The organism is Lacibacter sp., from assembly GCF_057361365.1.
Window position 1 is genome coordinate 250912 of sequence record NZ_JBMQSG010000011.1, and the last position, 26417, is coordinate 277328.

The following is a 26417-nucleotide window of genomic DNA, read 5'->3' on the forward strand; positions in this document are numbered from 1 at the left end:
GGGCCCTAAAACATTTTCTTCAATCCTTCCCATTTCACATTCCAGGTTTTCGGGAACCCGATATTGATTCCCTTATCTGCATCCGCACCGGTGCACATCAACGCTACTGCATTCAACACACCACCATTACCCGGTAAGTAAATCGTTAAGCGATCATCCTGGAAATTATGCCCATTAACTAAATACGTATTTGTGCGAACCGGCATCAGCAATGCATTCACTGCTTCTTCACCCATATGCAAACGTGCTGCCGTCATGGCCATCAGTGGATAGTCCCAACCCCATGTTTCATTCCAATCCCATTTTTCTAATACCGTGAAATATGTTTTCTTCATCACCACTGTATCCAAACCATTTGCTGCAGGGATGGTGCTGTATGCACCCAACACTGCCGGATGATCGGTTAAATACTTCGAACCTTTTTCATAACAATCAGGTGTATTACCTGCAGCGAGATACACACCATTCAATTGCGGTAACGGTGCAAGATTGTTGATGATCTCATCCCATTTCTTTTCTCTTGGCAAACCGGAACGGATGCGCCATTGTTGTGCCACTTCTAAACCCCAGCTCCAGTAAGAAAGTTCATAGGTTGGATTAAAGGTTGATACCGCATCAAAACATTCCTGCGCCGGAATTAAACCTTTACCAAGATTGTATTTTTTTGTTTGCTGATTGTATGATGGAAACGATGCCATGAAATCGGCTGTAGCAAACAGTAACTCTTTGTATTTATTTAATGTTTTACTTGTGGGGTCATGACGATACAACAACTCAGCCATATAAATAAAATGCGGTTGTTGCCAGATAAGGAATGCACCAACCGATGAAGGCGCTTCATCACCATTGTTATCGGTCATCTTTTGCCAACGTAACCCTTCAAAGCCCTGTCGCTTGGCAATAAGCTTTGCTTTTTCTGCAACTTTAAAATACCAGTCTAAACTTTTTTCCATCAACTCAGGTCTGCCCCATTGTGCAAAATGCACGGCATGCCACCAATGCATTTCCAAATGTGGTTTGCCATACCAACTGTTATACGTTAAGCCTGTTTCCTGTGGAGGATAGGCAGCTGAACATTGTACTTTGGTGAGGTATTGTGATAACACAACTCTGCGTTCCAGTTCAAATGCTCTTGCTTCTTTTACCTGTGAAAAATCAACAGCACCGCCACTTAACCAAAACTTTTTCCATGTCAGTTCACTGCTTTGTTTTGTTTTGAAAAAGTTGGTAATAGTTGTTACAGGTTTCTTTTCAGTGAAACTGAAACTGCATTCAAACAAACCTTTACCCGAGGATGGCTGCAGTTTAAAATCATGTGCTCCTTCCCTTTTCATTGTTGCGGATGAAGTCCAGTTCACATCAACATAATAATTGGTTGTATCAAGTGTTCGTTTGATGAGTGCACTGCCGCTGCTGGTTGAAATGGATGAAGTATGAGCTTCATGTTTACTGAAGTTATCCCCGCCATCTTTAAACTGTGCATTGGGATAAGGGAAGCGCAAACGAACAGTGATCTTATTCTTAAATAACAAAGGCGATTCAATGCGAAAAGAAACGGCATCGTGTTGCTGGTGTGCTGCAGTTGTAACCTTTACAGGAACACCTTCAACAGCAAAATTGCTTGTTATCACTCCTGTCCAAAGATTTAACTCCTGGTTGATCTTTTGAATATCCTTTGCTGTTGCCAGTGTGCCATCATTCTTTTTTATTTCCAAACCAATATTGCCCAATTGCAAACGGTGTGGGTTGACACGAAAATATTCAACTGCCATCTTCACTCTGCCCGGTTCTTTGGGCTGAACGGTGTAAGAAATTTTTCTTCCTTCCAGCTCATACACTTTCTGTGCTTCTTCAACACGAAGATTTTCTGTATTCGGAAAACTATGCCAGCCCCAAACCGATTGTGTTCCCAATGGAACTCCTTTGATGTATGCATCCGGAAAACTCTGCATACCGGTTGCATCAACGGTAAAGGCGAAGTTTCCATTACCAACAGTAAGCGAAGAAAGTGAATCGACTTTGTTCACTTTTACATTGTGACGTTTTACCACTGCCTCACGATTGATTTGCGCATTTGCCACGAAGGCACTAAGGCAGAAAGAAGCACTAAGAAGAAAGTTGAATTTCATTTTAGTTTATTGTCTTATTTAAGTTCAAAAACACAATGATGCTTTTTTTTCTTTGCGTCTCCGTGTCTTTGTGGCAAAAGATCAGAATACATTATCAATTGCAGGACGACTGTAATTCTCTTTTGAATCACTTGTCTTCGGCATACCAAAATAAAAATACAACGTCCGTTTCTTGCTGCCACTCACATGATTCAATTCACTCATTGGCCCGTATACTCTTGTATTGGTTGTTAAACCTGTTGCCAGTTTGGTTCCGATGGGTGGAATACAATCAAGAAAAGAAATATTGCCGATCGGAATTTCCGGGTGCGGCTTGCCTGCAGAACTCAATGCATAAAAATCAAAGAGGCGCACAAACAATCCATTGTCAGGTGAGGCAATATATAATTTCCCTTCCACTGTACTCAACTCCATCCAGGTAACATCACCATAATATCCTTTAAACTCAGGATACACAACCGGTGAATAACCCGTGTGTGTATTGTTGTAAATATTCTGCCACACATTCACCGGTGTTCCGGCGATGCGGTTTTTCCATTGACGTGATGGACCTTTACCCAACCAGCGACTGCTCAACACATAATTCTCCGGGTAATTAAAACTGATCCCTGCAAATGGCAGATCGCCTTGTGCACTGTATTCATATTCCATCGTCGTCCAGCCGCTTGCATTGATCTTCCACTTCACTGTTTTCAGATCACTACTGTAGGTGAATTCAACAACAGCATCCTTTCCTTCTTTGTAAGCTTTTGATGATGCAACTGCAGCTGTTCCTTTTACCAGCACCGGGCCATTGTTGAACGACAGTACATAATCATTTGCGGTATTCTTTGTTGTAACAAGATTGCCGCTTTTCTTATCGAGCACAACAGTTATTTCACCACCTGTAATACTGTAGACGGTATCGGTTTCTTTAATTACTGTAGAATCGTTTTTTACCGTTACAAAATTTGTGAGCTGTGCCTGCTTGGTTTTGATCTCACTTGTCCATTTGTATAATTCTTTCCCAAACGGATCCTTTGCAACAATTACCAGTGCATCATAGTTTTTATAATCTGCCGGCAATTGTAAGGCGAGCGTTCCCTGTTTTGTTGCAGCAATATCGGGAGCAGTAATGGTTCCTTTCTGTTTCACCACATAACCATCAAAACGATCGAAGGGCTTGCTGAAATCAACCAATGCCCAATAGAAACTGCATTGATTGGCATTATTAAAATGAAAACGATTATCGAGTTCGATCTTTCCGTTAAAATCAGCAGGCAATTGCGAAGGTAATTTTAACTGAATGGGCGAAAAGATTTCACGCAGTGCATAAAAGCTGCCTTCTTTTTCCCGATGTGGACCAAGAATACCATCATTCGCATTAAGACCATTTGCATCCAATGCATTGTTGAGATCAGTACGTACCACAGCTTCATCTACCAATGCCCAGATAAACACACCGCCACTCTTCTGCGATTTCCAATGCAGGTTCCAGAAGTCTTCCATGGCAGCACCACCACCGCCATCATCCTGTGCATGCAGCATTTCTGTAGGCATATAGATGAGTGAATCGTTGAGTATCTTTTGTGTGCTGTAATAATCTTCATAGTGATTGCCATCAACACCACTGAAATGATTTCCCGGGCGATGATGCGGATGAATGACAGGACGTTTTTGAAAATCCCATTTTACAAAATCATCATCGAGTTCTTTATTCGTGCCGCCTTCATTTCCATTATCCCAAAAGATGATCGAAGGATGATTGAGATCACGCAACACCAATTCTTTCACTAGGGGCTCTCCTGCTTTGGCTGAATAGAATTTTTGCCAGCCAGCCAATTCATTCAATACATAAATACCAAGACTATCACAAAGCTGTAAGAAATATTTATCGGGCGGGTAATGACTGCAACGAACTGCATTCATGTTCATCTCTTTGATGATCAGTGCATCCATTAGCTCCTGTTCTTTACTTAATGATCGTGCAGTTTCAGGCCACCAGCAATGCCGGTTGGCACCTTTCATTTTCACCTGTGTGCCGTTGATATAAATACCTTGGCCATGTTTTACTTCTATCGTACGGAAACCAAACTTTTCATTGAGTTCATATAATTTCTTACCTGCTGCATCCTTCAACACTACATTCGCAGAATATAAGTTGGGTGATTCAGATGTCCATGATTTAATATTGTTGACTTGTGCTGATACAATGATATTCTCATCTGTTTTTGCAACAGCTGTTTTTGTTGTGGAGATCACTTTCTTATTTGCATCGGTAATGGTTGTGACAACAAATGCATTTTGTACAAGTCCTTTCGTCCATACCTGCATGGCAAATTTGCCGTCATGCTTTGCATCAATACCTACATAGTCGATGTATTGTTTTGGTGTTGCTTCTAAAAAGACCGGGCGGAAGATGCCACCAAACACCCAGTAATCAGCCAGGCGTTCTGCATTGTTTACACTGGCATCGCTGCTCATCTTACTTACTGTTACTTCAAGCGTGTTGGCTTTATCAAAATTTAACAGCGAAGTGACATCATATTTAAACCGATAAAATGCACCACGATGAATATCGCCTGTGCTCTTACCATTGATCTTTACTTCCGTATCCGTCATGCTGCCATCAAACACAATACTGATCTGTTTGCCTTTCCATGCAGTAGGAACTTTGAACTGGTACTTATACATTCCCTTTTCATCATAGAAACGGTAGTTCTTGCCATTGGTTTTGTAATCACGACCGTAGTTGTAATTCCCAAACCCCTGCTGCTCCCAGCAACTCGGCACCTGTATCTTTTTCCATTCGCCGCTGTTGCGGCCTGCGGTGCAAAAGAAATCCCATTGCACAGTATTCTTTGCATCGGTACCGGAGAGGTATTGGATTTGCTTTTGTTGAGCCTGTAAAGAAGTTATGAGTATAAGGTTAAGGGTTATGAGTAACCCAACTTTGAAAATCTTCATCATCGTATTTTTTTGTTATCAACTTTTGTTCTTTTTCTATTTTTTTGAACCGCAAAGACAGAAAGGCACCAAGCTGCACTAAGTCTTTGTGTCCATCGTGGCTTTGTGGCGGTAGTCCTGAGTTTAACATCTTGCCATCATAAAACAATTTACTTGCTCAGCAACCCATTCACCATTCACCATTGACCATTGATCATTCCCTCCTCATCTCTCATAAATCTTCACCTGGTCAACAATCACTCCCTCATCAACTGCCGTAATCTTCACTACATGATTTGCAGATTTACCAACTGCATGTCGTGTTGTGCGAACCGCTTGATTCGTTAATACATTCTGCTTCCACTCTTCACTTCTTCCCTGTGTGGCATAATCAATTGTTTGCACCGGACCATCATCAACCTGTATACTGTAACGGATCTTTGTTCCTTCTGCAGGATGATTGGGCGCTAATGCCAGCACAATCTTTACTGAATCACTGTTACTCGTAAACGAAAATGAGACAGCACTTCCTTTTTGCAAACTGATCGCTCCACGCTGGTAGCCTAACCCATGTGCCAATGGTTTTACACCGGTATATGATTTGTAATCTGTTCCGTTGAAGACAAACAAGGACTTCGCTGTTTGTACGAGTGGTTTGTCAAACGTTTGCTGAATGGCTTTATCAAACACCGTCAGTTTACGTGGCTTCATATCCATCATGTATTTCCACTTTCCATTGCCGAGATTGTTATACTTGTTTGTCAGAGAGGTAATGGTATCGTATGCAGCATCACTGAATGTCCATGTTGCTTTGCCATGTCTTGACAATTGTGCGACTAGTAATTTCTGATTAATAGCTGCGGCACCTCTTACGGGGTATTCAATCAACTGGAACCAGCTATCCTGTTTTGTTGACGATATGCGTTTGGACAATTGTACTGCCTTCGCATCAAGTGCTGCATATTCTTTCAACCGTTGATTGATCTCTTCTTCACTCCACGGTAAGTCGGCAACGATTTTATATTTCGGATCGCTTTCTTCGGTTCTTGTTGCGCCCATAAATTCAGGTTTGCGGATATACGCCAGGCGATAGTATTCATTCATCAACGAAACCATTTCTTTTGCATTTGTTTTGCCAAACTCTCTCACAAGGAAGTTATGTAAATGTTGCTCTAAACCTTTTTGACTGTTGGCAATGGAATCCATGCTCCATCCCATATCTAAAAACAATTCCGTTAAATATTCACCGGGTTTAATATCGCCTACATTCAGCACCCACATGTCTTTTGCTCCTTTATCATAAGCCATTCGCATTTGTGTATACAATTGTGCAGGATGCGTGCTGGCCAACCACAGATAATCATGCGGTCTTCCCCAATAAGAAATATGATAATACACACCGTTGCCGCCTTTCTGTTTCCGTTCTTTTTCATTGGGGAAATGTTTGATGTAACCATAGTTATCATCGCACCAAACCAATGTTACATCATCAGGCACTTTAAAGCCATAATCATAAATATCCTGCACTTCTTTGTACGGAATAAATGCCTGTGGCACTTTTTCAATAGCAGGATTAATATGTTTCGTCAACATTTCACGTTGTTCTTTCACTGCTTTATCCATCACTTCTTTTTGTTCCTGCAGCGTATTAGCACCGAGCATCTTGCTATCGTGTACTCCACGAATGCCCAAGGTATAAAACGCATTGAAGCCTTTGCTTTGAATCACTCTGTCTTCCCAATATTTATAGATTGTATCATGATTGGTAATGAAATTAAACTCACCCATTGTTTTCTCTTTCCATTCATCCACGTTATTCCGCAACATAGGTTCGGCATGCGAACTGCCGATCACAATCGCATAATCAGTTGCCATTTGTGCATTGCCGGGATAATGAAAAAACGCTTTCGTACTTTCATGCATTGCCGGCCAGATAAGATTTGCTCTTAACCGCAACAGCAATTCAAAAATCTTAGCATATGTTTTCGGGCCGATATCTTTTGTTTCAGGTTCCAATGTTTTGGCGGCCCATGGTTGCAATCCCCAGTCTTCATCGTTTAAAAAAATGCCCCGGTATTTTACTGATGGTTCTTGTGAAGTATAGCTGCCTGAAATGAACAATTGCTTTTTTGTTGCGGGCGTTGCATCGGCCCACCAAACCCATGGCGATACACCCAACAGTTTCGATAAGTGGAAAATACCATAAGCAGTTCCTCTCGGATCGCTGCCTGCAATGACCAACTTGTTTGGACTGATTACTTTAATGAGAAAACGTTCCCATTTATTTTGAACAGCACTTACATCAATCCGCTTTTCTTTTATCAACGCATCAATCTGTTTTGATTGACCGATCGTACCCACCACAATCTGCAGTGCGTTTGCAGCATTGTTCAATTCTATTGCTTTACCGGAGATCAGCTTCACATCATTGATAAATGCATCCGCAGCAAGTGAAACCACTTTTGCATCCTTCGCATCTATCGTTAATGATGTAATGGAAGAAGTATTAAACAAGCGAAAAGAATTACCTGCATTTTGTTCCGTAACCGTCAATACATTTTTGGGTTGCGCCTTACCTGTTGCAATAACTCCTGTTATCAAAACAAAACACAGCATCAATTTTCTGCACATACGATCTGTTATAAATTAGTTTCTGATTTAATTTTCTTCAACAATCAACACACCCCATGGCTTTAAGCTTAACTTTTCGCCTTTGGTTATTTTCTTATCACCCGTCAGCTCTTTACCATCTGCATGCTCGTAGCCCACTGTCGCTGTTTGAGAGGAATAGTTGTAATAGAAATGAACTTTCTTGCCAAAATCGTTCGTGCCTTGTTTGGTGATCAAGGGAAAATGAATCGACTGATCGATCGTTTTAATACCTGCACGTTCCATTGCCTGCAACAGAATTTTTTCCTGCATTACATCAGATGGCTTGCAGCTTTCGTATACCAATGTTCCCTTGCCAAACTGGTTGCTTGTAATGGCCGGATATTTTCCATAAAAAGGATGATCATAATAGGCCAATGCTTTTGCAGTTTCGGGTATAATGAGTTCAGCCCAATCATACACGGCATTATCTTTTTCTGCAACAGCAAATGGATTTTCTTTCAGCTTCAGTTCTTTGATGCTGGCAAATTCCTGGTAATAAAATCCGGCAGCTTTACGCAACGGCCCCGGTGCTATTGCCGTACGCACGGTAGAATTCTCATCGGTGAAACCACTCTTAAACATCATCACTACCTGTCCGCCTTTTTGTACATAATCGGAAATAGCATTCAGTAAAGAATCAGAAGCAACATATAACGGCGGAATGATGATGAGTTTATAATCACTGAGATTTGCTTTTTCTGCAAATACATAATCAACAGCCACACTGTTATTGTACAGTGCACGATGCACCTGGTCGACCTGTGAACGGTAGGCATTGCCGCCATCCTTATACGGCATAATATTCAATGCATGATTCGCATCATAGCTGAACAGAATTGCGACTTCAGGTTTTATTTTCAGATTCACCAAACGATTACCAAACTTTTTCAACTCCTGTGCCGTTTGTTTCATTTCATCATATACACGGTTTTTCTCCAGGTCGTGTGAAAGAATTCCTTTCCAGTAAGTTTCCTGTCCGTAATGGATCGAATGCCAATGCCAGTAAGCCACCATGTTGGCACCTGAACCAATATTGGAGTACACATTCAAACGAAGTTGTCCATCATAAGGTGGATATTGTTCTTTCGAATCCCAACCGGTTGTTTGTCCGGTGGTTTCTGTAACGAGATAGTTTAATCGTTTTACCGAACGGATATAATCGCCTGCCATCGCATACTCTGCACCTGTACATTTATCCTGCACGGGTGGATATTTATTCAAGCCCAACACATCCATGTACTTACTGGTAGCAGGCTTATCAATTTCAGGCGTGGTCATGAAACAATGTGTTACAAACTGATCCTTGCGTTTGTATTCACCCACAATTTTTGTTTGCCAGGAAAGAAAATCAGCAATGGATTTCATCTTGAACCGCTCCCACTCTAACTTATAACCTGTATTGGTTACACCATCCCGTTCAGGAAATTCATTCCAGTTATTCAGGGCCATGCCCCAATAATTAAGTCCCCATATTTTATTCAGGTTTTGCGTAGTGCCGAATTTATTTTGAATATAATTTTTAAAATCAGCTGCATAGCCTTTGTTATTAATCCCTCTGGTGAGTGTTTCATTGTCTACCTGCCAGCCAATCACTGCAGGATGTTTTGCATAATGTGCTGCTATTTTCCTTATGATCCTTTCGGCATAAATTAAAAAGGTACGATTGGTAAAATCAATATTCTGGCGAATACCATAATGCGCTTTTCGTCCATCACCATAATCAATCATGATTTCAGGATGCTTTTTCCAAAGCCATGCCGGAATAGAATAAGTAGGTGTGCCCACAATTACTTTAATACCTGCTTTGTGTAGTCGATCAATAATTCTGTCCATCCATGCAAATTCGAACTTGCCATCCGTTGGTTCAAAACCACTCCAGGAAGATTCGGCTAAACGTACAACGGTAATACCTGCGTCCTGCATTAACAGCACATCCTTCTCCAAACGTTCGGAAGGCATGTACTCATGATAGTAAGAGGCCCCGTATAAAATATTGTCAAACTTTATTTGAGCAGAACCGTTGCCGGCAAACAGTAAAAAGACGAGAAAAGCAAGGGGCAAACGAAGCTGTTTCAGCAAACAGTTATTTACAGTATTAAACGGAGAAATGACAGGGAAACCGGCAGCAGCAAATTTGTTCAGCATACAATCGTTTAAAGGGCTGTAATATAAAGCAACCCACTGCATAAGCTATCCTGCTGCATCATGCAAAACCGAGCCGACGAGACGGGCCGACCAACAACGACCTAAATCAATCTTCACTATTAGAACTGATCCTGTTAAAGCGGGGGTTCACCACATTGTTAAGCTTTGAGCCAAAACGGTAATTGATGCCAATGCTTGTGTAATAGTTGTAGCCGGAAGCAAGTTGCCGCCTTCTTGCCAATACTTCTTCAGGTGTGGTATTTCCTTTTACAAGAAAAACCTGGTCACGGGTGAGGCCGCCAAAGGCCATAATGTAGAATGATAAACCACCGGTAATACGCACACTCGTGTAAACATCAACTCCAAGATTAAAAAATTTCCAGTTGTTGAAATAATTATGATACATGATGCCTGCATAAGAGCTGCCCCATTTCTGGTTGAGCGACAGGTAGGCGGTTGCCCGGTGGCCATACAGGGATTCTTTTGTTTTATCATAAATGGTAGAGTCGTAATAATAATTCCTTCTTGCTGTAAGTCCATAGCTCAATGTAAACGACTTCGTATTTACTTCTTTATAAGGAAAGATATTGTATTCAACTGCAGACCGCAGTAACACACGTCCCTTATTATTAGAAAACGTATTCTGGTTGTATTTCAGTTCATACGACCAGCTCCAGTGTGCATTGATGCTTCTCACGAGGTATTGGTTGATCATCCAATTATGATTATTGACCACATACTTTTGGATCGTCCCGTTTTCTTCATACTCAAAAGTGGATTTGTTTTTCCCCCAGCTCACACCAATACCTGTTTTTAGTTTGTCAGTAATTCTGTTTGCTGAAAAATTGCCACTATAGTTGGCGTTTTTATAGTTCGCATCTGCATTAATATTTCCATCTGCGCCGATGCGTATCACCCAGGCATTCCATGGATCGTTTGTAAGGTTTGAATCAGCAGTTGCTGTTGCAGTTGTGTCTGCTGTTAGTAAACTGATTTCAATATGTTTACCGGCTGCTGTTTTAGCAATAAAAGGAACAAGTCCTGTTTTAAGGTATTTCAACAGCAACGCTCTTTCTTCAAATTCCGTGGCGTTGGGATCTGTACTGAAACGCAGTGTGTCTTTTTGGTTGTTGAAATAATTTTGCCCAAAGAAAATAAGCTGGTATTGATCTCCACCGCTGCCAGTGCTTTGGCTGGTGATAAGCACATGCACATCGGCTGCAGCATTGTCGAGCAAAAAATCGACAATATTTATGGCCGATCGGATGTATTGCATATCCCACCAGGTGTTGCTGCAATCAATAAACACTTTCAGCTTCGGGGGGATAGGTTGTTGCGCAAAAGATAAAGTCGATGCAATCAGTAGTACGAAAAAAGACACAGTCACTTTCTTCATCAAAATTGTATTTCTGCAACAATAATGATAGCGGATAATGTAACCTGCTTACAGTTGTAAAATGAATGTAAAGGAGTGTAAATTCTTTACAACTCAGAGACTACATTCAAAAAACATGAATATTCATTATGAATTTGTGTGTACCGGCAATCAAACCCCGAGCGACCCGGCAAAAAACCAGTTCAGTTGTTATTTTGATACCGCTCTCCTTCTGAAATCAAAAAAACCAACGATCAAAAATAAAAGCGCATACCCCAGGGATGTCCAGGCAATTTGCGTTAGCTGTGGTTTCAATGATTTTGATAACGGAACAGCATGGAAACTATAAGGAAAAAAAGAAGTAAGTTTTGAATTGTATTGAACCGCCAGGATGGTGCCTGCCAGCCATAGTACAAGACCAATTCCAATGGGGACGATAAAATTCCGGAAACGCAGTCCCATCCAGAATTGTAGGGAACAAACAGCAAGCAATAGAATATAAGCATTCGCTGCATTTAGTAAAACCGTGTTTATATTCAGTGGCTGTCTGAATAAATTCAAAGATGGTTTCATGATGTTTACGCCCACGATCGTCAACAACATGAATACATGCGTGGCCACAAGGAAAACCAGCATCAATAACTGCACGTTCATAAATTTTGCAAAAAATACATTCGCCTTTGTTAGAGGAGATGCCAATACCTGTTTCCACGTATTATTCCTGTACTCGATCTGTGGCAGCAATGTGCAGATGAGTATGATGAACCAGGGATAAAATGCCATACCATTTATTTCAGACAATACTTTAAAAAGAGCATTCAACGGGTCTTTCTTTAAGGAATCAACTTCACCTTCATCAAATAAAATATTCAACAGGAATATAAACGGACCCGCAGCCGCACCAATCAGCGTAAGATAAAAAGATGCTGTTCTTGTTGTTTTTAACAACTCAGAGCGAAGTGATATAATGAAGTTCATGATTGGGCAGTTGTAAGGTCAATGAATAATTGTTCCAGGTCGCTCTTTTGCGGATGAAGAAGATAAACATCCAGGTTGTTATTGGTAAGCAATCTGTTGATCGCTGCTACCTGCTGCATGTTCTCAAACGGCACCGACACAGCATCTACCTCCTTTTCGGGATGATACTCCTGCAACAAGGTGAACGTTCGCTCATTATCGGATGTGTTGATAAATACTCTTGTTGCTTTTTGTTGAAACGAATGAAGCTCATTGAGCGGCCCCTGGAAGATCATGTTCCCGTTAAAAATGATGCCTACATGACTCACCATTTTCTCTACTTCACCCAGCAGATGACTGGAGATCACCACCGTCATTCCATGATTTTTGTTAAGTGTTTTAATCAATTCACGAAGCTCAATGATACCTGCAGGATCTAAACCATTTGCAGGTTCATCCAGTATCAGCAATTCAGGGTTTGGTAAAAGGGCAAGCGCAATAGCCAGTCGTTGCTTCATGCCGAGGGAAAACTTTTTTGCTGTCTTCTTACCTGTGTCATTTAATCCAACAATGGCTAACACTTCAGCTATTCTTGCTTTTGGTGCGCCGTAAACTGTTCGGTAAACTTCCAGGTTTTCTTTGGCTGTTAAATGCCCGTATAAAGAAGGGGTTTCAATTAATGAACCTGTCTTTTTTAAAATATTGATCCTGTTTGCATGCAGGTGCTCACCAAATATTTCGATATCTCCTTTTTGGTTATTCAGCAGGCCAAGCAATAAACTCAGTGTAGTTGTTTTACCGGAACCGTTAGGACCAAGAAAGCCGTAAATGCTTCCCCGTGCTACATTCAGGTTTATGTCGAACAAGGTTTGTACGTCTTTGGAATAGTGATAGCAAAGCCCCGTCGTTTTAATGATGGAAGAATGACTCATTGATAAGGTTTAAAAAGTGATAGCACCGGCATCTGCCGGTTAAAAAATCATGATGAAGATAATGGCTAAAACTCATTTCCACTTTCCAGTCATAACAAAAGCAGGTAGGGAACAATAAGCGGTGAAGATATTTTTTGCAGGCCAGCGAAACCGTTTGTCCGCCCGGGGTCTCACGAAGTGGACCCCGGGATTTATTTGTTCTAATGACTGATACCAGTACTGTTTTTTATTTCATACACAGGTTTGCCGCCCTTTACAGTTTTCACCTTTTCAAATTTTACATTCTCCGCATCATTGATCACTACTTTTCCATTCTCAGGAAGCGTAATATTTGTAAACACAACATTCCGCAGTTTATGCTTCGGATCTGCAAACCCGTTGATATTGATCACGGGCTCTTTTATATTCGCCTGCGACAGATCAATATTTTTGAACACAAAATTTTCAAACGTGGGTAATACAGGAGCAGCTTCACCATCGTTGTTATAATTCACCGCTGAGAAAATAGTGATCTTCATCAACTGGCAATTGTCTACGGTTACATTCTTTACATAACCGCCACGGTCTTTGGTGCCTTTGATCTGCATACCATGCAACAACGCACCTGCCTTACAATCCTGCACCAGCACGCCACTTACACCACCACTCATTTCGCTGCCGATGGAGATACCATGACCACGAATAAAATTACAATTGGTGATCCGCACATTGGTGGTTGGTTTACCTACATAATAACCTTCAGGGTTCTTACCCGATTTAATAGCAATACAATCATCGCCTGTATCGAAAGTGCAGTTGAAGATGTATGAATCGGTGGATGAATCAGGATCAATGCCATCACCATTGTGAATACCTTTTGTAATGATGCTGAGGTTATGACAGGAAATATTATCGCTGTAAACGTAGTGGATCGTCCAGCAGGGAGGTTCCGTGATCGTCAGGTTGTCGATGCTCACATCCTGGCTGTTCATTAATAAAATCAGGCGGCCCCTGCTGCGGATGCCTCTTGCAGCTTTGCAGGCCAGTTCCAGTTTTTTACCACCGCCTTTAATAGTGCCGCCACCGGTGATGCGGAGGTTCTTTACGTTGTACGAACCATCACGGTTTAAGGTACCGGCATTGATGAGACTTGCATACGTGTACATCTCCCAACCTTCGAAACGGTTTTTGATCAGGGGCAGATAATCTGTTGTATCAACCGAGCCTTGCAACACAGCGCCTTCTGCCACATGCAAGATCATATTACTTTTCAGAAACAAAGCGCCACTTAAAAATGTTCCTTTGGGAATATACACCGTGCCACCTGCCGTGCATGCATCAATGGCTTTTTGAATAAACTTTGTGTTGATGAATGTTGAATCAGCCTTTGCACCAAAGTCGAGAATATTATAAACCTTTCCTTTGGCTGCTGTTTTAAATTGCAGACTGTATAATTCTTTTACTGCTTGTTGTTGCTTTACCCGAACGCTGACGGTATAAGTAGTATTCGGCAACAAGCCATTGATGGTGCTGTTTGTTTTAGCGGTTGCTGTCTTCCACTTTCCATTGAGCAATACTTCATATACCACACTGTCTTTTGCAGTTTGCTTATCCCACAACAAGGTCACCGATGTTTCAGACAACGTGCCGGGAGCGATCATGAGATTGTACTTGTTGGGAGGAGCAGCAGAAACCGTTAACACAAAACAGGAAACAAGAATAACAGTGAGCAATCTTTTCATACAGCGTGCTTTAGCAACCGGATAAAAATAAGTGGGTTGAGGAAGAAGGACATCCTGTACTGTTACGGGGAGAAATGATGAGAAACTGGAACGTTCTTTACTGGTGCAGGTCTCCCGACCTGTACCTATCCGTTACTTATTTTGGAATAGTATGTTGTGGTTAGATTAGTAACGCCTGGACAAAGGTCAGAGACCTGCGCCAGAGAGGAACGTTATACGCTGCTAATCTTTTCTTCTTCAAGCTCTTTTATTGTTTTGCCATGTTTATTTTTCCATGCCGTACGGCCATTGATCGAATAACCCAAGATAATTGCTGCAGCAGTAGATGGGCTAGTAAATTCGTAGGGTTCTTCAAACTTATACTTGCCATTTTTTAGGGAAATAATTCCTTTATCAATTAAAGTTTTTCTAAGGTTGGAGTAGCTACCGGAAATAGAAGGCGTTTCTTTAACGTTCATGTCACTTCCTTTTCCTACCTCTATACCATTAGATGTCAATTTGCCAGCAGCTTTAAAACCGCCAATATCTAAATAGTACAACTCTGTGATTAATGTTGCCGCTGTAATTTTGGAACTAGAATGTAAAATAGAATAACCTAACGTAGGAATGATGATTTTCATATTATCAAAATAAGTATCCATTTCATCTTGAACCATTCTTGGTAGGCTTATGCTGGAACCATCCTTTTTGTTAACCATTCTATATTCACTAGACCTGCTTAATTGATTGATTAATTTTTGCTCTAAGTACTTAGTGTGGGAAACAGTAAGGTTTTCATCTTTTGAGCTAAAACATAAAATAGTCTCTGCAAATGATTTATCGGTGTCTCTCAGATGCTGAATTATGCGGTCTGCCAAATTATTGGCTTCCCCAATATAAACCATCTTGTCATCAGGGTTGTCTGAGTTTTGACCAATAAGGAAATAAACTCCAGGGCGCTTTAATTCGTTGATATCTTTTGAATCTGCAAAAAGATTTCTTGGAATCTTGATAGCTTGACCCGTCCAATTCGACATATAAGCGAATATCACTCCCTCTGGGTCAGCATTAGACAAGTAGTTAGTAATTGTTATTCCTCTTGACATAGGCAAGTTTTAATTATTCATAAAGTTGAAGCATTAGCAAGGTAACAGTATTTCGTTTTTTTTCAGTTTGATACTATTACAATTTTAAAAATGCAAAAGTTATTGTTAATTCTAATCATTGTACTATTTCATTCGCCCTGAACGTGTATTGCTAGTTGTCCGCTGACGGCCATGATGAAAGATACAAAAAGATGAATTCTAACTTCCGGGGCGGCGGTTATCACCAGACCCCGGGCCGACGAAAAGAACGGGAGACTCGGCAGCGAAGGAAAGTACATGGAGACGGCAATGAAATGAAACTCTCATTTATTTTCAAGGTATTCCAGTTTTTCCATTATATTTTTCATTCCTTTTATATCAAAGATCGGGTTCGCTTGTTGAAACACTAAATATAAGTTCATGAAATATGTAGCGTAATCTTCGTCCGAGTTAATTCCTTTTGAGCTTTCAATCATGTTCACTGGAGTTCCAAATAGAGATAAATAAAAAAATAATGACCTGTAATTTTCAATTTTTTCTTGTTCTAATGTAAAGAAAGCATGCTTTTTTGCTCCACTAAAATTATCTTCTAATCTCTGAAGAATTTTTTTTATTTCCGAAATATATTTAGGATATGAATAAACTGTCTTTATAATTTTAGTTTCATTTGACTCATAAACAAAGATCATTTGAGAAATCAAACCTTTGTCAAAAACGAAATTTTCATTAGTCAGGTTTTCAGGATTTATATTTCTAATTTTTTTTGCAATTATGAGCATCTCTCGAAGTTTTTCTGCCCCTACATAAAAATCAGCCTTGAAATTTTGGATGTCGAATTGAGATTTCCTTTTACTAAGTCTATATGACAAAAAAGCTAATGTCAAACTTAATAGGGAAATCGTTAACGCTATATACGAAAGTGTTTGCATAAAATTTCAATTTTAGTTTGTAGCCAACATCCTATTGTTTGCGAAGGCAAAGAGTTCGTTGATTGTCTAACAATGTACAACTGCCCAATTGAAAATATGTTTTGAAGTTAATAACTAAAGCTTACTATTAAACTCAAGCTGTTATTAAGGCCAGCTCTATTATTCAAATACTTATTGGGTGTAGTTATTTATAACATTCCATTATTAAGCTATATAATTTATTTTGATAAGCCTTACCAGTCCCTGTGTCAGTGGTTTTGATCCAAGATACATGACCTTTTTGTTTTTCGATTAAACCTTTAAATTTATCATGGTTTTCTTGAGCTAATTTAAAAATTGCTGGAAATGCACGTAAGATTGCTCCAAATCCATTTGTTTTAACCAATTGACTTTTTCTTCTTTTTAATATCTTTTCAGAATAATTATCTAATTCTTTATTGTCATTAAAAAAAAGAGGTACCGGCCAATCTTCCGGAAAGGCTTCTTGGTAGGCTTTAAAATAATAATATAGGTTGTCGAAGATTTTTTGTGGGCCTTCATTTGAGAGAGAGGTTTTATTAATTGCATCTTTAGCATAGTCAATAAAGAATGCTTGTGAAATAGCGCCACTTCCAATGCCTAACATTTTTATTTGTCTATATAAAGGACTTTTGGGTGACTTATAGAGATTTTCACAAACTATATGAAATTTTCTTATGTTATTTAAGTCGTCTTTATCAATTTCCGCATATAAATCATAGATTAGTGATTTATTCACTGCTTTTTGTTTCCCATTAATGTCTGCGAATAGCCTTGCTGCAGTAGGCTTTGAAACATTGAACAAGATTACAGCAGGTATTTCAAATTCCTCTAAAAGCGGCTTTTCTACAAGTGACAATCCAGCTAATCTATGCTGCCCATCAATAATTGAGAAAAGAAAATTATCAGGAAATTCAAACTCTCCAAACTCATTGTTTTCATATTGAATATATTTTTCCTCAAAATTTGGATCACCTGAAATGTCCGCAGATAGTAATACAGTATTTGGCAAAAAATTTTGGGGATCGGTTTCTATGAATTTTTTTATGCTGTTTATCCTATCTATTTGAAGACGTCGTTGCACACCTTCATCACTTGACTGCAGATCAATTCCTTTTTTTGTTATTGTTTCAATATATTTTTTGTCTTTTAAAATAACATCCTCTTTTTCTAAATCAGAATATGGCTCCCGATAATGGAAATTAATGTGTTCTAAGAGAATGCTCGCTTTAACCTTCGTTATAAAAAAAGTTTCACTTCTCTGCTTTATTTTTATGTATGATAATTTCATCTTCCAGGAATTGTTAAATCTTGTGAATCTTCTTTTGCTGGCGGTTCGTCATTTTTTTCTACTACGCTTGATAAATTGTCTATTTCAACTTTACGATAGCCTCTTTTAGAAAAAACAGGGATTATGTAATAGATAATAAAATCTGTAAGTAAGTAGAATAAGCCTGAACCAGCTATGGAAAGAAATATCGTGAGTGCAGTTGCATTTTTTTCTTTGTCAGCGGTTGTGAGCGATTCACTTAATTTATTGTAATAAAGAACGGTAAACACACAAGTTATTAAAAACATGCCAACCCATCTAATGCGGTCATTTCGAGTTACACTGTATGGCTTTTTGAGGCTCGCTCTAATTTTTAATTCATAGGAATAAATATCTTTTTGTTGAGAATCATAGGGGAATATAAAAATTCTTGTGTCATTAATATGTTCACAAACTAAGGATTCAAGGACATTCTTAATTTTTTTAAAAGATTCATTTACGATTTGTTCGACTTGTAAATCTCCAAAAGAAATTACTTCGACAGAAACATTATTCTTACTTCTTATTCCTTTGTTGGTTTTCTCAAAAAGGAAAATTTTTATATTTTTTGTAGTTGTATATCCAAGCAAATATTCAGGAGAATTCAGGGCCTTAACCAAACTAAGCTTAATATTTGCCCATTCGGCTTTTAATTCGTCTTTTAAAGTTCCACTGTATTCTATTTCTTCTATAAAACTTTCTTCAATTATTTGCCTTGCGGTTTTCTTTTTCTGAAAAGTCCAAAAGCCCCGCTTAATTTCAATATCAAATTTGATTACGTTCATTTGCTTAAGTGTGGGTAATGAGTGCCTTCAAAATTTAGTTTTGGGTAAGATAGTTAACTATTTAAAATTACAAGTACATCAATATTATAAACAATCTCTGCGAAAATTGTTCATAATGCTAACGATATAATTTCACCGACGAATTAATTGCCGCAACTCCAATTTTAAATCCATTGACAATTGCGCATTTTCAATTGTTGGTGCATAATATGTATTTCCCATTATTCATTTGCAAAAGTTTATTTATGAATAAGCTCTTATACATATTCTATCTAATGACTTTTCCTGGAGTATCCCGGCACATCACCTCTGCTCTGATCTTCTCCTGCGCAGCAATCAACATAAAATTATCCGGGGTAAAGCGTGGAGTTTGGGTTAGCTCTGGCTGTTCCGGTGGTTCACGGTTGCTGGTTCACTTGCTGGCGCAGCTCTAAAATAGGATTTTTCTTTATATGAGAAAAGTTTTCTAACTCACGGGGTCGGCTAAGGGCAGCCCCAGAGCCAAGGGAAACATTTTTTTTCAAACCATCACTAAAAAACAGGCAGCCCTTCTTTTTCCTTGTGAAAGCCTTTCCTATACATAAGGAAGCCCTTCTTCTTCCTTGCGAAAGCCTTCACTATACATAAGGAAGCCCTCAACGTTTATTTTTAAGAGCTTCCCGATACATAAGGACGTTCATCTTGTTAATCTTGAAACCCTTACTTATACATGAGGAAGCTCTTCCTGTTTATCTTTTTCACCTTCCTTATACATCATGTTGCTTTTCTTCCTGGTTATTTTTACTTTTTTCCTGATTGTTTTTGCTGAAGTATGGTTGAAGAAAGCAACAAAAAAGAAAGAAGAAGCTGTAAGAAATGCTGCTGCGGCATAAAGCTGAAAACTTTTTTCGGGTGATTTCCCTCAATCTTTGGGGCGAACAAACCCGTAAAATCCTCAAAAATAAATACTGCTATGCGGCTGGTAAGCGGCCCTATATATATTCAATATATACAAAAAAATGATTTGTGCAAGCGTTAAAAAACATGCAACGGAGCAGGCTTGCAAAAATAAAAATCGCTCTGTTGTTTTGTTGCGTTAAACCGTGTGAAACAACACCTCTCTCCTGCACTACGTGTAACGCACGGAAATTTTTATTCTAAAATCTGATTGTATGAAAAAAGCTACTACAAGCTTTGCGTCGCTTTCCGACGGTAACCTGGAAAGTAAAACGCATGAGATCCTTACTGCTATGACGGGCAACACAAATTTCCCTGCGCCCATTCCTGCATTGGTTGATTTAACAGCTGCTGCCACTGCTTACTCCACTGCCCTCACAAAAGCGGGTACGGGTAACCGTATTGAAGTGGCCGACAAAAATGCCAAACGGGAAACATTGATCGGTTTGCTCCGCAGCCTCAGCACTTATGTAAACCTTGTTGCCAATGGCGACGCTACCATGATCCTGAGTTCAGGCTTCGACCTTAGCAAAGACCGTCAGCCCGTTGTTCTCACACGCCCTGAAAATATTCGTGTGGAGAATGGTGTGGCCAGTGGCAGCTTACTGGTGAGTGTAAAAGCGGTAAAGGGTGCGTATGCCTATTTTCATGAGTACACGACTGATGCTACGCTGGCGCCGGGCAGCTGGGTGAGCACAAGTGGCACCACCAGCAAAATGCAGTTTACCAACCTGCAGCCGGGTACTGTTTACTATTGCCGTGTGGGTGCGGTGGGCACCAACAACCAGTTGCTTTACAGCGACCCGGTGAGCCGCATGGTGATATAGCCGTTGGTTGTTTTAAAGGTTTGGAATAATTATGAAAGCCACCCGGGAGGTGGCTTTTATTTTTTTATTCAGGTTGATAGAATTCGTTTGCCCGGATGGTTTTATAATGAGATGGACGATGAAAAAACTTGTCATTCCGAGGCACGGGGAATCTGCTCATCTGTAGCACTCCAGCCCAACAGATCCCTCCTTTGTCGGGATGAAAGCTATGTTGTAACTGCTGTACTGTTATTGCCAACTAACGGCGTGGGCTAAGGGCAGATGCTGGGCAGCAGATAAAACCACGTTCAGTCTTTTATTACGGTACTGATCTTCTGGATACACCTGAAATTTCCAGCTCAAGGTATTTGCCGTTGCCACGGTCGTATACAGTAATTCTTCCCGCCGAGGGATTGCCATCTTTAAACCACTCCCGTTGGTTCCCGCTTCTGGAAGAGGTAAACCCGGTGAAACAGGGAGCAATGATCCAACCCAGGTCATCCAGCATTTGCCGGTTGTCCGCAATATTACTCCCTTCGTATTCTGCCTGGAAGTAAACAACACTTTCAACAGTAAAGAACTGGCAATTCCTGAACCCGGGCACATTCACCTTACTGGCATAACGGAACATGCCTAATTTTTTATTCCAGTCAACCACCTTATCAAATTCTTTGGAAGTGAGTGCATTCATAATTGTTTTCATAGCACTGCATGCATCATTACTTTGGGCTGTAGCCTGTGCTGTAAATAGAAAGACGAGACAAATAAGAGCAAAGGATTTTTTCATAAAGGGTAATCTAAAGAATGAATAAATGAAAGAGTTAATAGTTGTGATCCGCAAATTTATTTAAGATTCGTATTGGGAGGAAGAAAATCCTTTAAGTTGATCCCTGCCTTTGCTGCCATTTTTTGAAGGTCTTGCATAAGCTTTTCTTCCATGCTGATTGAGTTGTCTTCAATATCTATCCCGAGTATGTCTCCTATTACGGCATATAGCTCATAACAAAATTCACGGTCTTCCGTATCGAGCTCCTCGTCTTCAATTTTATCAAGGGAGTTGCGAACGATTAATTTTAATGCTGTTTCGTTTGGCTTCTTTTGTTCGAGATGTTGCAACAGTTCATTGCAGCATGCATTCATTTCAGTTTTCACAAATGCCTTTGTGTCTGCTGTTGAATTTTCAACTGCTGGTTGTAAATGTTGATATTCCACATATTTATCTACGCTGATAAATGTTTGAAGCCCGGTTCTGATGGATTCGATTGAGTTCATAAGTTTTGTTGCGAGAGTTAAAAAATGATGATGCAATTTACAAAAGAAGAGTTCTGACTTCCCGTGGTTGGCTAAAGCCAGCCCCCGGGCCGACGCTAGATATTATTTCGGTTGGTGACGATAGCAACGCCTACGGTTAAAAAATCAGGATGATGCGTCACCGAAGATGATCGTGTGTGCATTGCTGCTCTTCACCACAGTAGTACAAAAACCAAATCAGGGAACAATCCGATTTCGGGCCGTCATGCGAAATCGGGGTCCTTTTTCCCGCCCGATCTGACGTCGGTCAGGCGGGGGTTACTTTTTGGACAAGCAAAAAGTGACAGAAAAACTCCCGGTTTACTGAACTCGCTAGGCTCGGCTAATACCAGACCCCGGATAGACGTTGGTGTTTCTATTTCTTCTCCGTATAGTTTGTACTAAACGCATATTTGCCCGAACCAACTTTCACTACCACATATTCTTTCTCCTTACCCACTACCTGTATATCTTTTGCAGATGAAAGTGGCTGACCGTTTTCCAATACATCGCCTGCAGCAGCTGCAGGAATATAAATGGTAGCGGTTGTATTGGCAGGTACTTCTGCATGCAACAACAATTTTCCATTCTCCAGTTTCCAACCGCTGCTGAGTGTACCGTATTGTGTTTGATAGTTTGCAGATGCATGTGTGAACTTACCACCTACATGCGGACGGATGCGGATCTTCTTATAACCAATTCCATCTTCGTCCATATCCAAACCCACCATTACACGATACATCCAATCGCCGATGGCACCGTATGCATAGTGGTTGAACGAGTTCATAGTAATGGCCTGGAAATCGCCATTGGTGCGGATACCATCCCAACGTTCCCAGATAGTGGTTGCTCCTTTTGTTACAGGATACAACCACGACGGATATGTTTTTTGTAACAGTAACGTATAGGCCACATCGCTGTAACCATAACGACTCAACACATGACATAAATAAGGGGTTCCTAAAAATCCGGTGGTTAAATGATTACCGTATTGTTTGATGTTGTTCACCAAACGATCAGCCGCCTGCTGGCGCAACGCTTCGGGGAACATATCGAAATGCAAAGCCAGCACATACGATGTTTGCGTATTGCTCATAGTGGCACCATTGGGCGTTGTATATTCTTTCAGAAATGCTTCTTTAATTTTTTTCAGTAAGGTTGTGTATGTAGCCACGTCATCATTCTTTCCCAATTCTTTTGCAGCATTAATAACTAACTGTGTAGAGTAAGCGTAAAAGCATTGTGCAATTAAATATTTATTGGTGATGGCGGCGTTACCATCATTATCATCGGCCATGGTATAAAACAACCAATCGCCGAAATGACTGCCTTTGTTCCATAGATCATTTGTGCTTTGGCTTTGCATATAACCCACCCATGCTTTCATGCTGTTGTATTGGTTTTCCAGAATGCGTTTATCGCCATACACCAGGTACATTTCCCATGGAATAATGGTCGACACATCGCTCCAGCCTGCACTGCCGCCTGCTGCCCAACCTTCATCGCCCAATACATTTGGGATAACATGCGGTACACTACCCGATTTCAATTGATCCGCCGAAACATCTTTCAGCCACTTGGTAAAGAAATTATTTACACCACGTAAAAAAGTTGCTGTGCGAAAGAATGCCTGTGCATCACCTGTCCACCCCATGCGTTCATCACGCTGCGGACAATCAGTTGGAACATCCAGGAAATTTCCTCTTAGTCCCCACTCGATATTATGCTGCAGCTGATTGATGAGAGTATCGGATGAAGTAAAGCTTCCTGTTTGCGGCATAGCCGAGTACAATGCAACTGCTGTAAAGTTTTCAGGTTTCAATTCACCTGCAACACCTTCCACTTTAATGTAACGGAAACCAAAGAAGCTGAAATGCGGTTCAAAACTTTCAACACCGTTTCCTTTCAATACATATGTTGCCTGTGCTTTTGCACCACGTAAATTATCTGTATAAAAATTTCCTTTCTTATCTAACACTTCTGCATGCGATAGTTTAATACTATCACCGGCTTTGCCATTTAACTTCACCTGCACCCAGCCTACTAAGTTTTGTCCGAAGTCGATCACCTTCTCTCCTTTTGGTGTAGTGATCACTTTGATGGCCGGTAATGTTTCGTGTTTCTTAATGGGTTCGTTATACGTAGCTACTAAAATAGCTTTTGATGCATTGCTTGTTTTAACGGCAGACCAGTTGTTATCATCATAACCTGCAACTGTCCATCCATTTTTTTCCTGCCGTGCATCAACAACTTCGCCCTGGTAAATTCCGTTTGCACGGATGGCACCGGTAGCAGATTTCCAGCTTGCATCTGAAATAATAGTTGCTGTTGTTCCATCTGTATAACTGATCTCGAGTTGAAACAGCAGTGCAATATCTTTTCCATAAATATTTCTACGATGATCGAAGGAGAAATTACCACGATACCAACCATCGCCCAATGTAACAGCAAGAACATTGGCTCCGTTCTTCAAAAGATTTGTTACATCATAAGCCTGGTATTGCAGGCGTTTGTTATAACTCGTCCAGCCGGGAGTTAAATAAGCATCACCTACTCGTGTGCCGTTGATCTGTGCTTCGTATAAACCATGTGCAGTAATATAAGCAGTTGCTGCTTTTACTTTTTTACCATTGCTGAATTCTTTACGCATTAACGGTGCTGCAAATTCCTTGTCTTCAGTATAACCTGGTTCGATCCATTGTGCTTTCCAGTCATTCGCACTAAGTAAACCCATTTGCCAGTTGGCTATTGTACTCCATGCTGATGCTTTACCCTTGTTATCCCACACTCGCACCTGCCAGTAATATTTTTGGTTGGATGAAAGTGCTGCTCCTTTATAAGGCACATGAATCGATTGATCGGAATTGATCTTGCCTGTTTTCCAAATGCCTTCGCCTTTTACCAATGCTGCCGGTTCTGTGCCTACTCTCAGTTCATATGCTGATTGCATTGTATTGCGTTGATCGGAAACCAACTGCCAGCTGAAGGTTGGTTGCAAAACATCAAGACCAATGGGGTTGGTTAAGTTTTCTGTTTTGAGTTGATCGACTTTTAGCTGAGCAACTGCAACGATGACGATGCATTGAAAACTTAGAAGAAGCAAGCTTATTTTTCTCATATCAATTGAGTTTGCGTTAGAGCGATAAATATATTTATTCTGTGATGATAACATTGTTAACCGAAATGTAATGGCCGCTTAACTGGTTAATATGGTTTTAGTCTGAATACGATCTTTACACATATGTCCATTAGCTCATATTTTTTGTCATTCCGACGAAGAGCCTGTCCCGCTTTACGGGAAGGAATCTGCCTGAATATTGCATTACAGCCCAACAGATCCCTCCTTCGTCGGGATGACAGCTCTATTGAAACATTGGTAATAGCAGCTGCAGTATTAATTACAATTCACTTCCTACCTTTACAGATTCTGCATTATGCGTTTAAAATCGTTTCAATTTTTGCCAACTCATCTTTACTGAACTCCAGGTTCTTCAAACAATCAACCGAATCAAGTAACTGTGCCGGGCTGCTTGCTCCAATGAGCACCGATGTTACCCGTTCATCTTTCAACAGCCACGCCAATGCCATTTGCGCCAATGATTGATTGCGTGTAATTGCAATATCGTTGAGTGCTCTTACTTTCGTCAACACTTCTTCGGTGATCTGTTCCTGTTTTAAGAACACGCCTTTCGTTGCACGTGAACCTTCCGGAATTCCTTTGAGATATTTATTGGTCAATAAACCTTGGGCCAATGGAGAGAACGGAATACAACCCACACCGTTTGCTTCAAGTGTATTCAACAAAGCATCTTTTTCCACCCATCTTTCAAACATGGAATACTTGGGCTGATGAATGAGACAAGGTGTACCCAGTTCTTTTAAAATGGCAAATGCCTTTGCAGCATCTTCATTTTTGTAATTGGAAATACCCACGTACAATGCTTTGCCTTGCCGAACGATGAGATCGAGAGCAGTCATGGTTTCTTCCAAGGGCGTGTTGGGATCGGGACGATGATGATAAAAAATATCAACATAATCCAGCTGCATACGTTTTAAACTCTGGTTGAGACTTGCAACAAGATTTTTCTTACTGCCCCACTCGCCATAAGGGCCGGGCCACATATAATAACCTGCCTTGGTTGAAATGATCAGCTCATCACGGTAAGCAGCAAAATCTTCTTTTAAGATCTTACCGAAATTAATTTCAGCACTGCCGGGAGGCGGGCCATAGTTATTGGCCAAATCGAAATGCGTAATGCCGCAATCAAAAGCAGTGTGCAGGGTTTTGCGATACACGGCTTCATCATCCACATCGCCGAAGTTGTGCCACAGTCCCAATGAAAGTGCCGATAACTGAATACCGCTTTTGCCGCAGCGGCGGTATTGCATTTGCTGATAACGTTGTTCGTTTGCTGAGTAAGCCATCTGTTGAATTTTACCGCTG

Annotated in this window: 17 protein-coding genes; 1 reads left to right on the forward strand and 16 read right to left on the reverse strand. The window is 40.4% G+C overall.

What is annotated here, in order from left to right; genetic code table 11:
- Positions 1 to 5: 5 nt before the first annotated feature.
- The 12 genes from ACO1QW_RS10590 to ACO1QW_RS10645 form a co-directional block, all read right to left on the reverse strand.
- Positions 6 to 2129 carry a hypothetical protein gene (locus ACO1QW_RS10590; RefSeq protein ID WP_486258296.1) on the reverse strand — a complete coding sequence of 708 codons (2124 nt, stop codon included), beginning with the start codon at positions 2127 to 2129 and terminating at the stop codon, positions 6 to 8.
- Between the two features lie 81 nt (positions 2130 to 2210).
- On the reverse strand, positions 2211 to 5078 hold the full coding sequence (locus tag ACO1QW_RS10595) for a glycoside hydrolase family 2 protein (protein WP_486258298.1): 2868 nt from the start codon (positions 5076 to 5078) through the stop codon (positions 2211 to 2213).
- Positions 5079 to 5279: 201 nt separating this feature from the next.
- Positions 5280 to 7685 carry a glycosyl hydrolase 115 family protein gene (locus ACO1QW_RS10600; protein ID WP_486258301.1) on the reverse strand — a complete coding sequence of 802 codons (2406 nt, stop codon included), beginning with the start codon at positions 7683 to 7685 and terminating at the stop codon, positions 5280 to 5282.
- A gap of 27 nt (positions 7686 to 7712) precedes the next feature.
- Positions 7713 to 9851, reverse strand: coding sequence for a beta-galactosidase (locus ACO1QW_RS10605; RefSeq protein WP_486258303.1), 2139 nt, complete (start codon positions 9849 to 9851; stop codon positions 7713 to 7715).
- A 106-nt stretch (positions 9852 to 9957) separates the two neighbouring features.
- Positions 9958 to 11247, reverse strand: coding sequence for a hypothetical protein (locus ACO1QW_RS10610; protein WP_486258306.1), 1290 nt, complete (start codon positions 11245 to 11247; stop codon positions 9958 to 9960).
- A gap of 189 nt (positions 11248 to 11436) precedes the next feature.
- A complete protein-coding gene (locus tag ACO1QW_RS10615; protein ID WP_486258308.1) occupies positions 11437 to 12204 on the reverse strand; it encodes an ABC transporter permease in 768 nt (255 codons plus the stop codon).
- The gene (locus ACO1QW_RS10620; protein ID WP_486258310.1) at positions 12201 to 13115 is read right to left on the reverse strand and encodes an ABC transporter ATP-binding protein; all 915 of its coding nucleotides are present in this window, start codon (positions 13113 to 13115) and stop codon (positions 12201 to 12203) included. Before ACO1QW_RS10620 ends, ACO1QW_RS10615 begins: the two co-directional genes overlap by 4 nt.
- A gap of 200 nt (positions 13116 to 13315) precedes the next feature.
- Entirely contained in the window at positions 13316 to 14836 is a 1521-nt protein-coding gene (locus ACO1QW_RS10625; RefSeq protein WP_486258312.1) for a glycosyl hydrolase family 28 protein, read from the reverse strand.
- Between the two features lie 212 nt (positions 14837 to 15048).
- Positions 15049 to 15921, reverse strand: a complete 873-nt coding sequence (locus tag ACO1QW_RS10630) for a GIY-YIG nuclease family protein (RefSeq protein ID WP_486258314.1) — start codon at positions 15919 to 15921, stop codon at positions 15049 to 15051.
- Between the two features lie 302 nt (positions 15922 to 16223).
- Complete coding sequence (locus ACO1QW_RS10635) at positions 16224 to 16829, reverse strand: hypothetical protein (RefSeq protein WP_486258317.1); 606 nt, start codon at positions 16827 to 16829, stop codon at positions 16224 to 16226.
- Between the two features lie 184 nt (positions 16830 to 17013).
- Entirely contained in the window at positions 17014 to 18138 is a 1125-nt protein-coding gene (locus ACO1QW_RS10640; protein ID WP_486258319.1) for a DGQHR domain-containing protein, read from the reverse strand.
- Positions 18135 to 18941, reverse strand: coding sequence for a hypothetical protein (locus tag ACO1QW_RS10645; protein ID WP_486258322.1), 807 nt, complete (start codon positions 18939 to 18941; stop codon positions 18135 to 18137). The genes ACO1QW_RS10640 and ACO1QW_RS10645 overlap by 4 nt, the downstream gene beginning before the upstream one ends.
- Positions 18942 to 20092: 1151 nt before the next feature.
- On the opposite strand from ACO1QW_RS10645, the gene ACO1QW_RS10650 reads away from it, so the two are divergent.
- Complete coding sequence (locus ACO1QW_RS10650; protein ID WP_486258324.1) at positions 20093 to 20704, forward strand: fibronectin type III domain-containing protein; 612 nt, start codon at positions 20093 to 20095, stop codon at positions 20702 to 20704.
- A gap of 298 nt (positions 20705 to 21002) precedes the next feature.
- Here the strand turns inward: ACO1QW_RS10650 and ACO1QW_RS10655 are convergent, their stop codons facing one another.
- The 4 genes from ACO1QW_RS10655 to mgrA form a co-directional block, all read right to left on the reverse strand.
- Positions 21003 to 21470 carry a hypothetical protein gene (locus tag ACO1QW_RS10655; protein WP_486258326.1) on the reverse strand — a complete coding sequence of 156 codons (468 nt, stop codon included), beginning with the start codon at positions 21468 to 21470 and terminating at the stop codon, positions 21003 to 21005.
- A gap of 56 nt (positions 21471 to 21526) precedes the next feature.
- The gene (locus tag ACO1QW_RS10660; protein ID WP_486258328.1) at positions 21527 to 21955 is read right to left on the reverse strand and encodes a hypothetical protein; all 429 of its coding nucleotides are present in this window, start codon (positions 21953 to 21955) and stop codon (positions 21527 to 21529) included.
- A 394-nt stretch (positions 21956 to 22349) separates the two neighbouring features.
- Positions 22350 to 25091, reverse strand: a complete 2742-nt coding sequence (locus ACO1QW_RS10665) for a family 78 glycoside hydrolase catalytic domain (RefSeq protein WP_486258330.1) — start codon at positions 25089 to 25091, stop codon at positions 22350 to 22352.
- Positions 25092 to 25405: 314 nt separating this feature from the next.
- On the reverse strand, positions 25406 to 26398 hold the full coding sequence (gene mgrA, locus ACO1QW_RS10670) for an L-glyceraldehyde 3-phosphate reductase (protein ID WP_486258332.1): 993 nt from the start codon (positions 26396 to 26398) through the stop codon (positions 25406 to 25408).
- Positions 26399 to 26417 lie beyond the last annotated feature (19 nt).

Excerpts from the sequence above, each read along its gene's own strand:
- ACO1QW_RS10590 (WP_486258296.1), bottom strand. The coding sequence starts at position 2,129 with ATGAAATTCAACTTTCTTCTTAGTGCTTCTTTCTGCCTTAGTGCCTTC.
- ACO1QW_RS10595 (WP_486258298.1), bottom strand. The coding sequence starts at position 5,078 with ATGATGAAGATTTTCAAAGTTGGGTTACTCATAACCCTTAACCTTATA.
- ACO1QW_RS10600 (WP_486258301.1), bottom strand. The coding sequence starts at position 7,685 with ATGTGCAGAAAATTGATGCTGTGTTTTGTTTTGATAACAGGAGTTATT.
- ACO1QW_RS10605 (WP_486258303.1), bottom strand. The coding sequence starts at position 9,851 with ATGCTGAACAAATTTGCTGCTGCCGGTTTCCCTGTCATTTCTCCGTTT.
- ACO1QW_RS10610 (WP_486258306.1), bottom strand. The coding sequence starts at position 11,247 with ATGAAGAAAGTGACTGTGTCTTTTTTCGTACTACTGATTGCATCGACT.
- ACO1QW_RS10615 (WP_486258308.1), bottom strand. The coding sequence starts at position 12,204 with ATGAACTTCATTATATCACTTCGCTCTGAGTTGTTAAAAACAACAAGA.
- ACO1QW_RS10620 (WP_486258310.1), bottom strand. The coding sequence starts at position 13,115 with ATGAGTCATTCTTCCATCATTAAAACGACGGGGCTTTGCTATCACTAT.
- ACO1QW_RS10625 (WP_486258312.1), bottom strand. The coding sequence starts at position 14,836 with ATGAAAAGATTGCTCACTGTTATTCTTGTTTCCTGTTTTGTGTTAACG.
- ACO1QW_RS10630 (WP_486258314.1), bottom strand. The coding sequence starts at position 15,921 with ATGTCAAGAGGAATAACAATTACTAACTACTTGTCTAATGCTGACCCA.
- ACO1QW_RS10635 (WP_486258317.1), bottom strand. The coding sequence starts at position 16,829 with ATGCAAACACTTTCGTATATAGCGTTAACGATTTCCCTATTAAGTTTG.
- ACO1QW_RS10640 (WP_486258319.1), bottom strand. The coding sequence starts at position 18,138 with ATGAAATTATCATACATAAAAATAAAGCAGAGAAGTGAAACTTTTTTT.
- ACO1QW_RS10645 (WP_486258322.1), bottom strand. The coding sequence starts at position 18,941 with ATGAACGTAATCAAATTTGATATTGAAATTAAGCGGGGCTTTTGGACT.
- ACO1QW_RS10650 (WP_486258324.1), top strand. The coding sequence starts at position 20,093 with ATGAAAAAAGCTACTACAAGCTTTGCGTCGCTTTCCGACGGTAACCTG.
- ACO1QW_RS10655 (WP_486258326.1), bottom strand. The coding sequence starts at position 21,470 with ATGAAAAAATCCTTTGCTCTTATTTGTCTCGTCTTTCTATTTACAGCA.
- ACO1QW_RS10660 (WP_486258328.1), bottom strand. The coding sequence starts at position 21,955 with ATGAACTCAATCGAATCCATCAGAACCGGGCTTCAAACATTTATCAGC.
- ACO1QW_RS10665 (WP_486258330.1), bottom strand. The coding sequence starts at position 25,091 with ATGAGAAAAATAAGCTTGCTTCTTCTAAGTTTTCAATGCATCGTCATC.
- mgrA (WP_486258332.1), bottom strand. The coding sequence starts at position 26,398 with ATGGCTTACTCAGCAAACGAACAACGTTATCAGCAAATGCAATACCGC.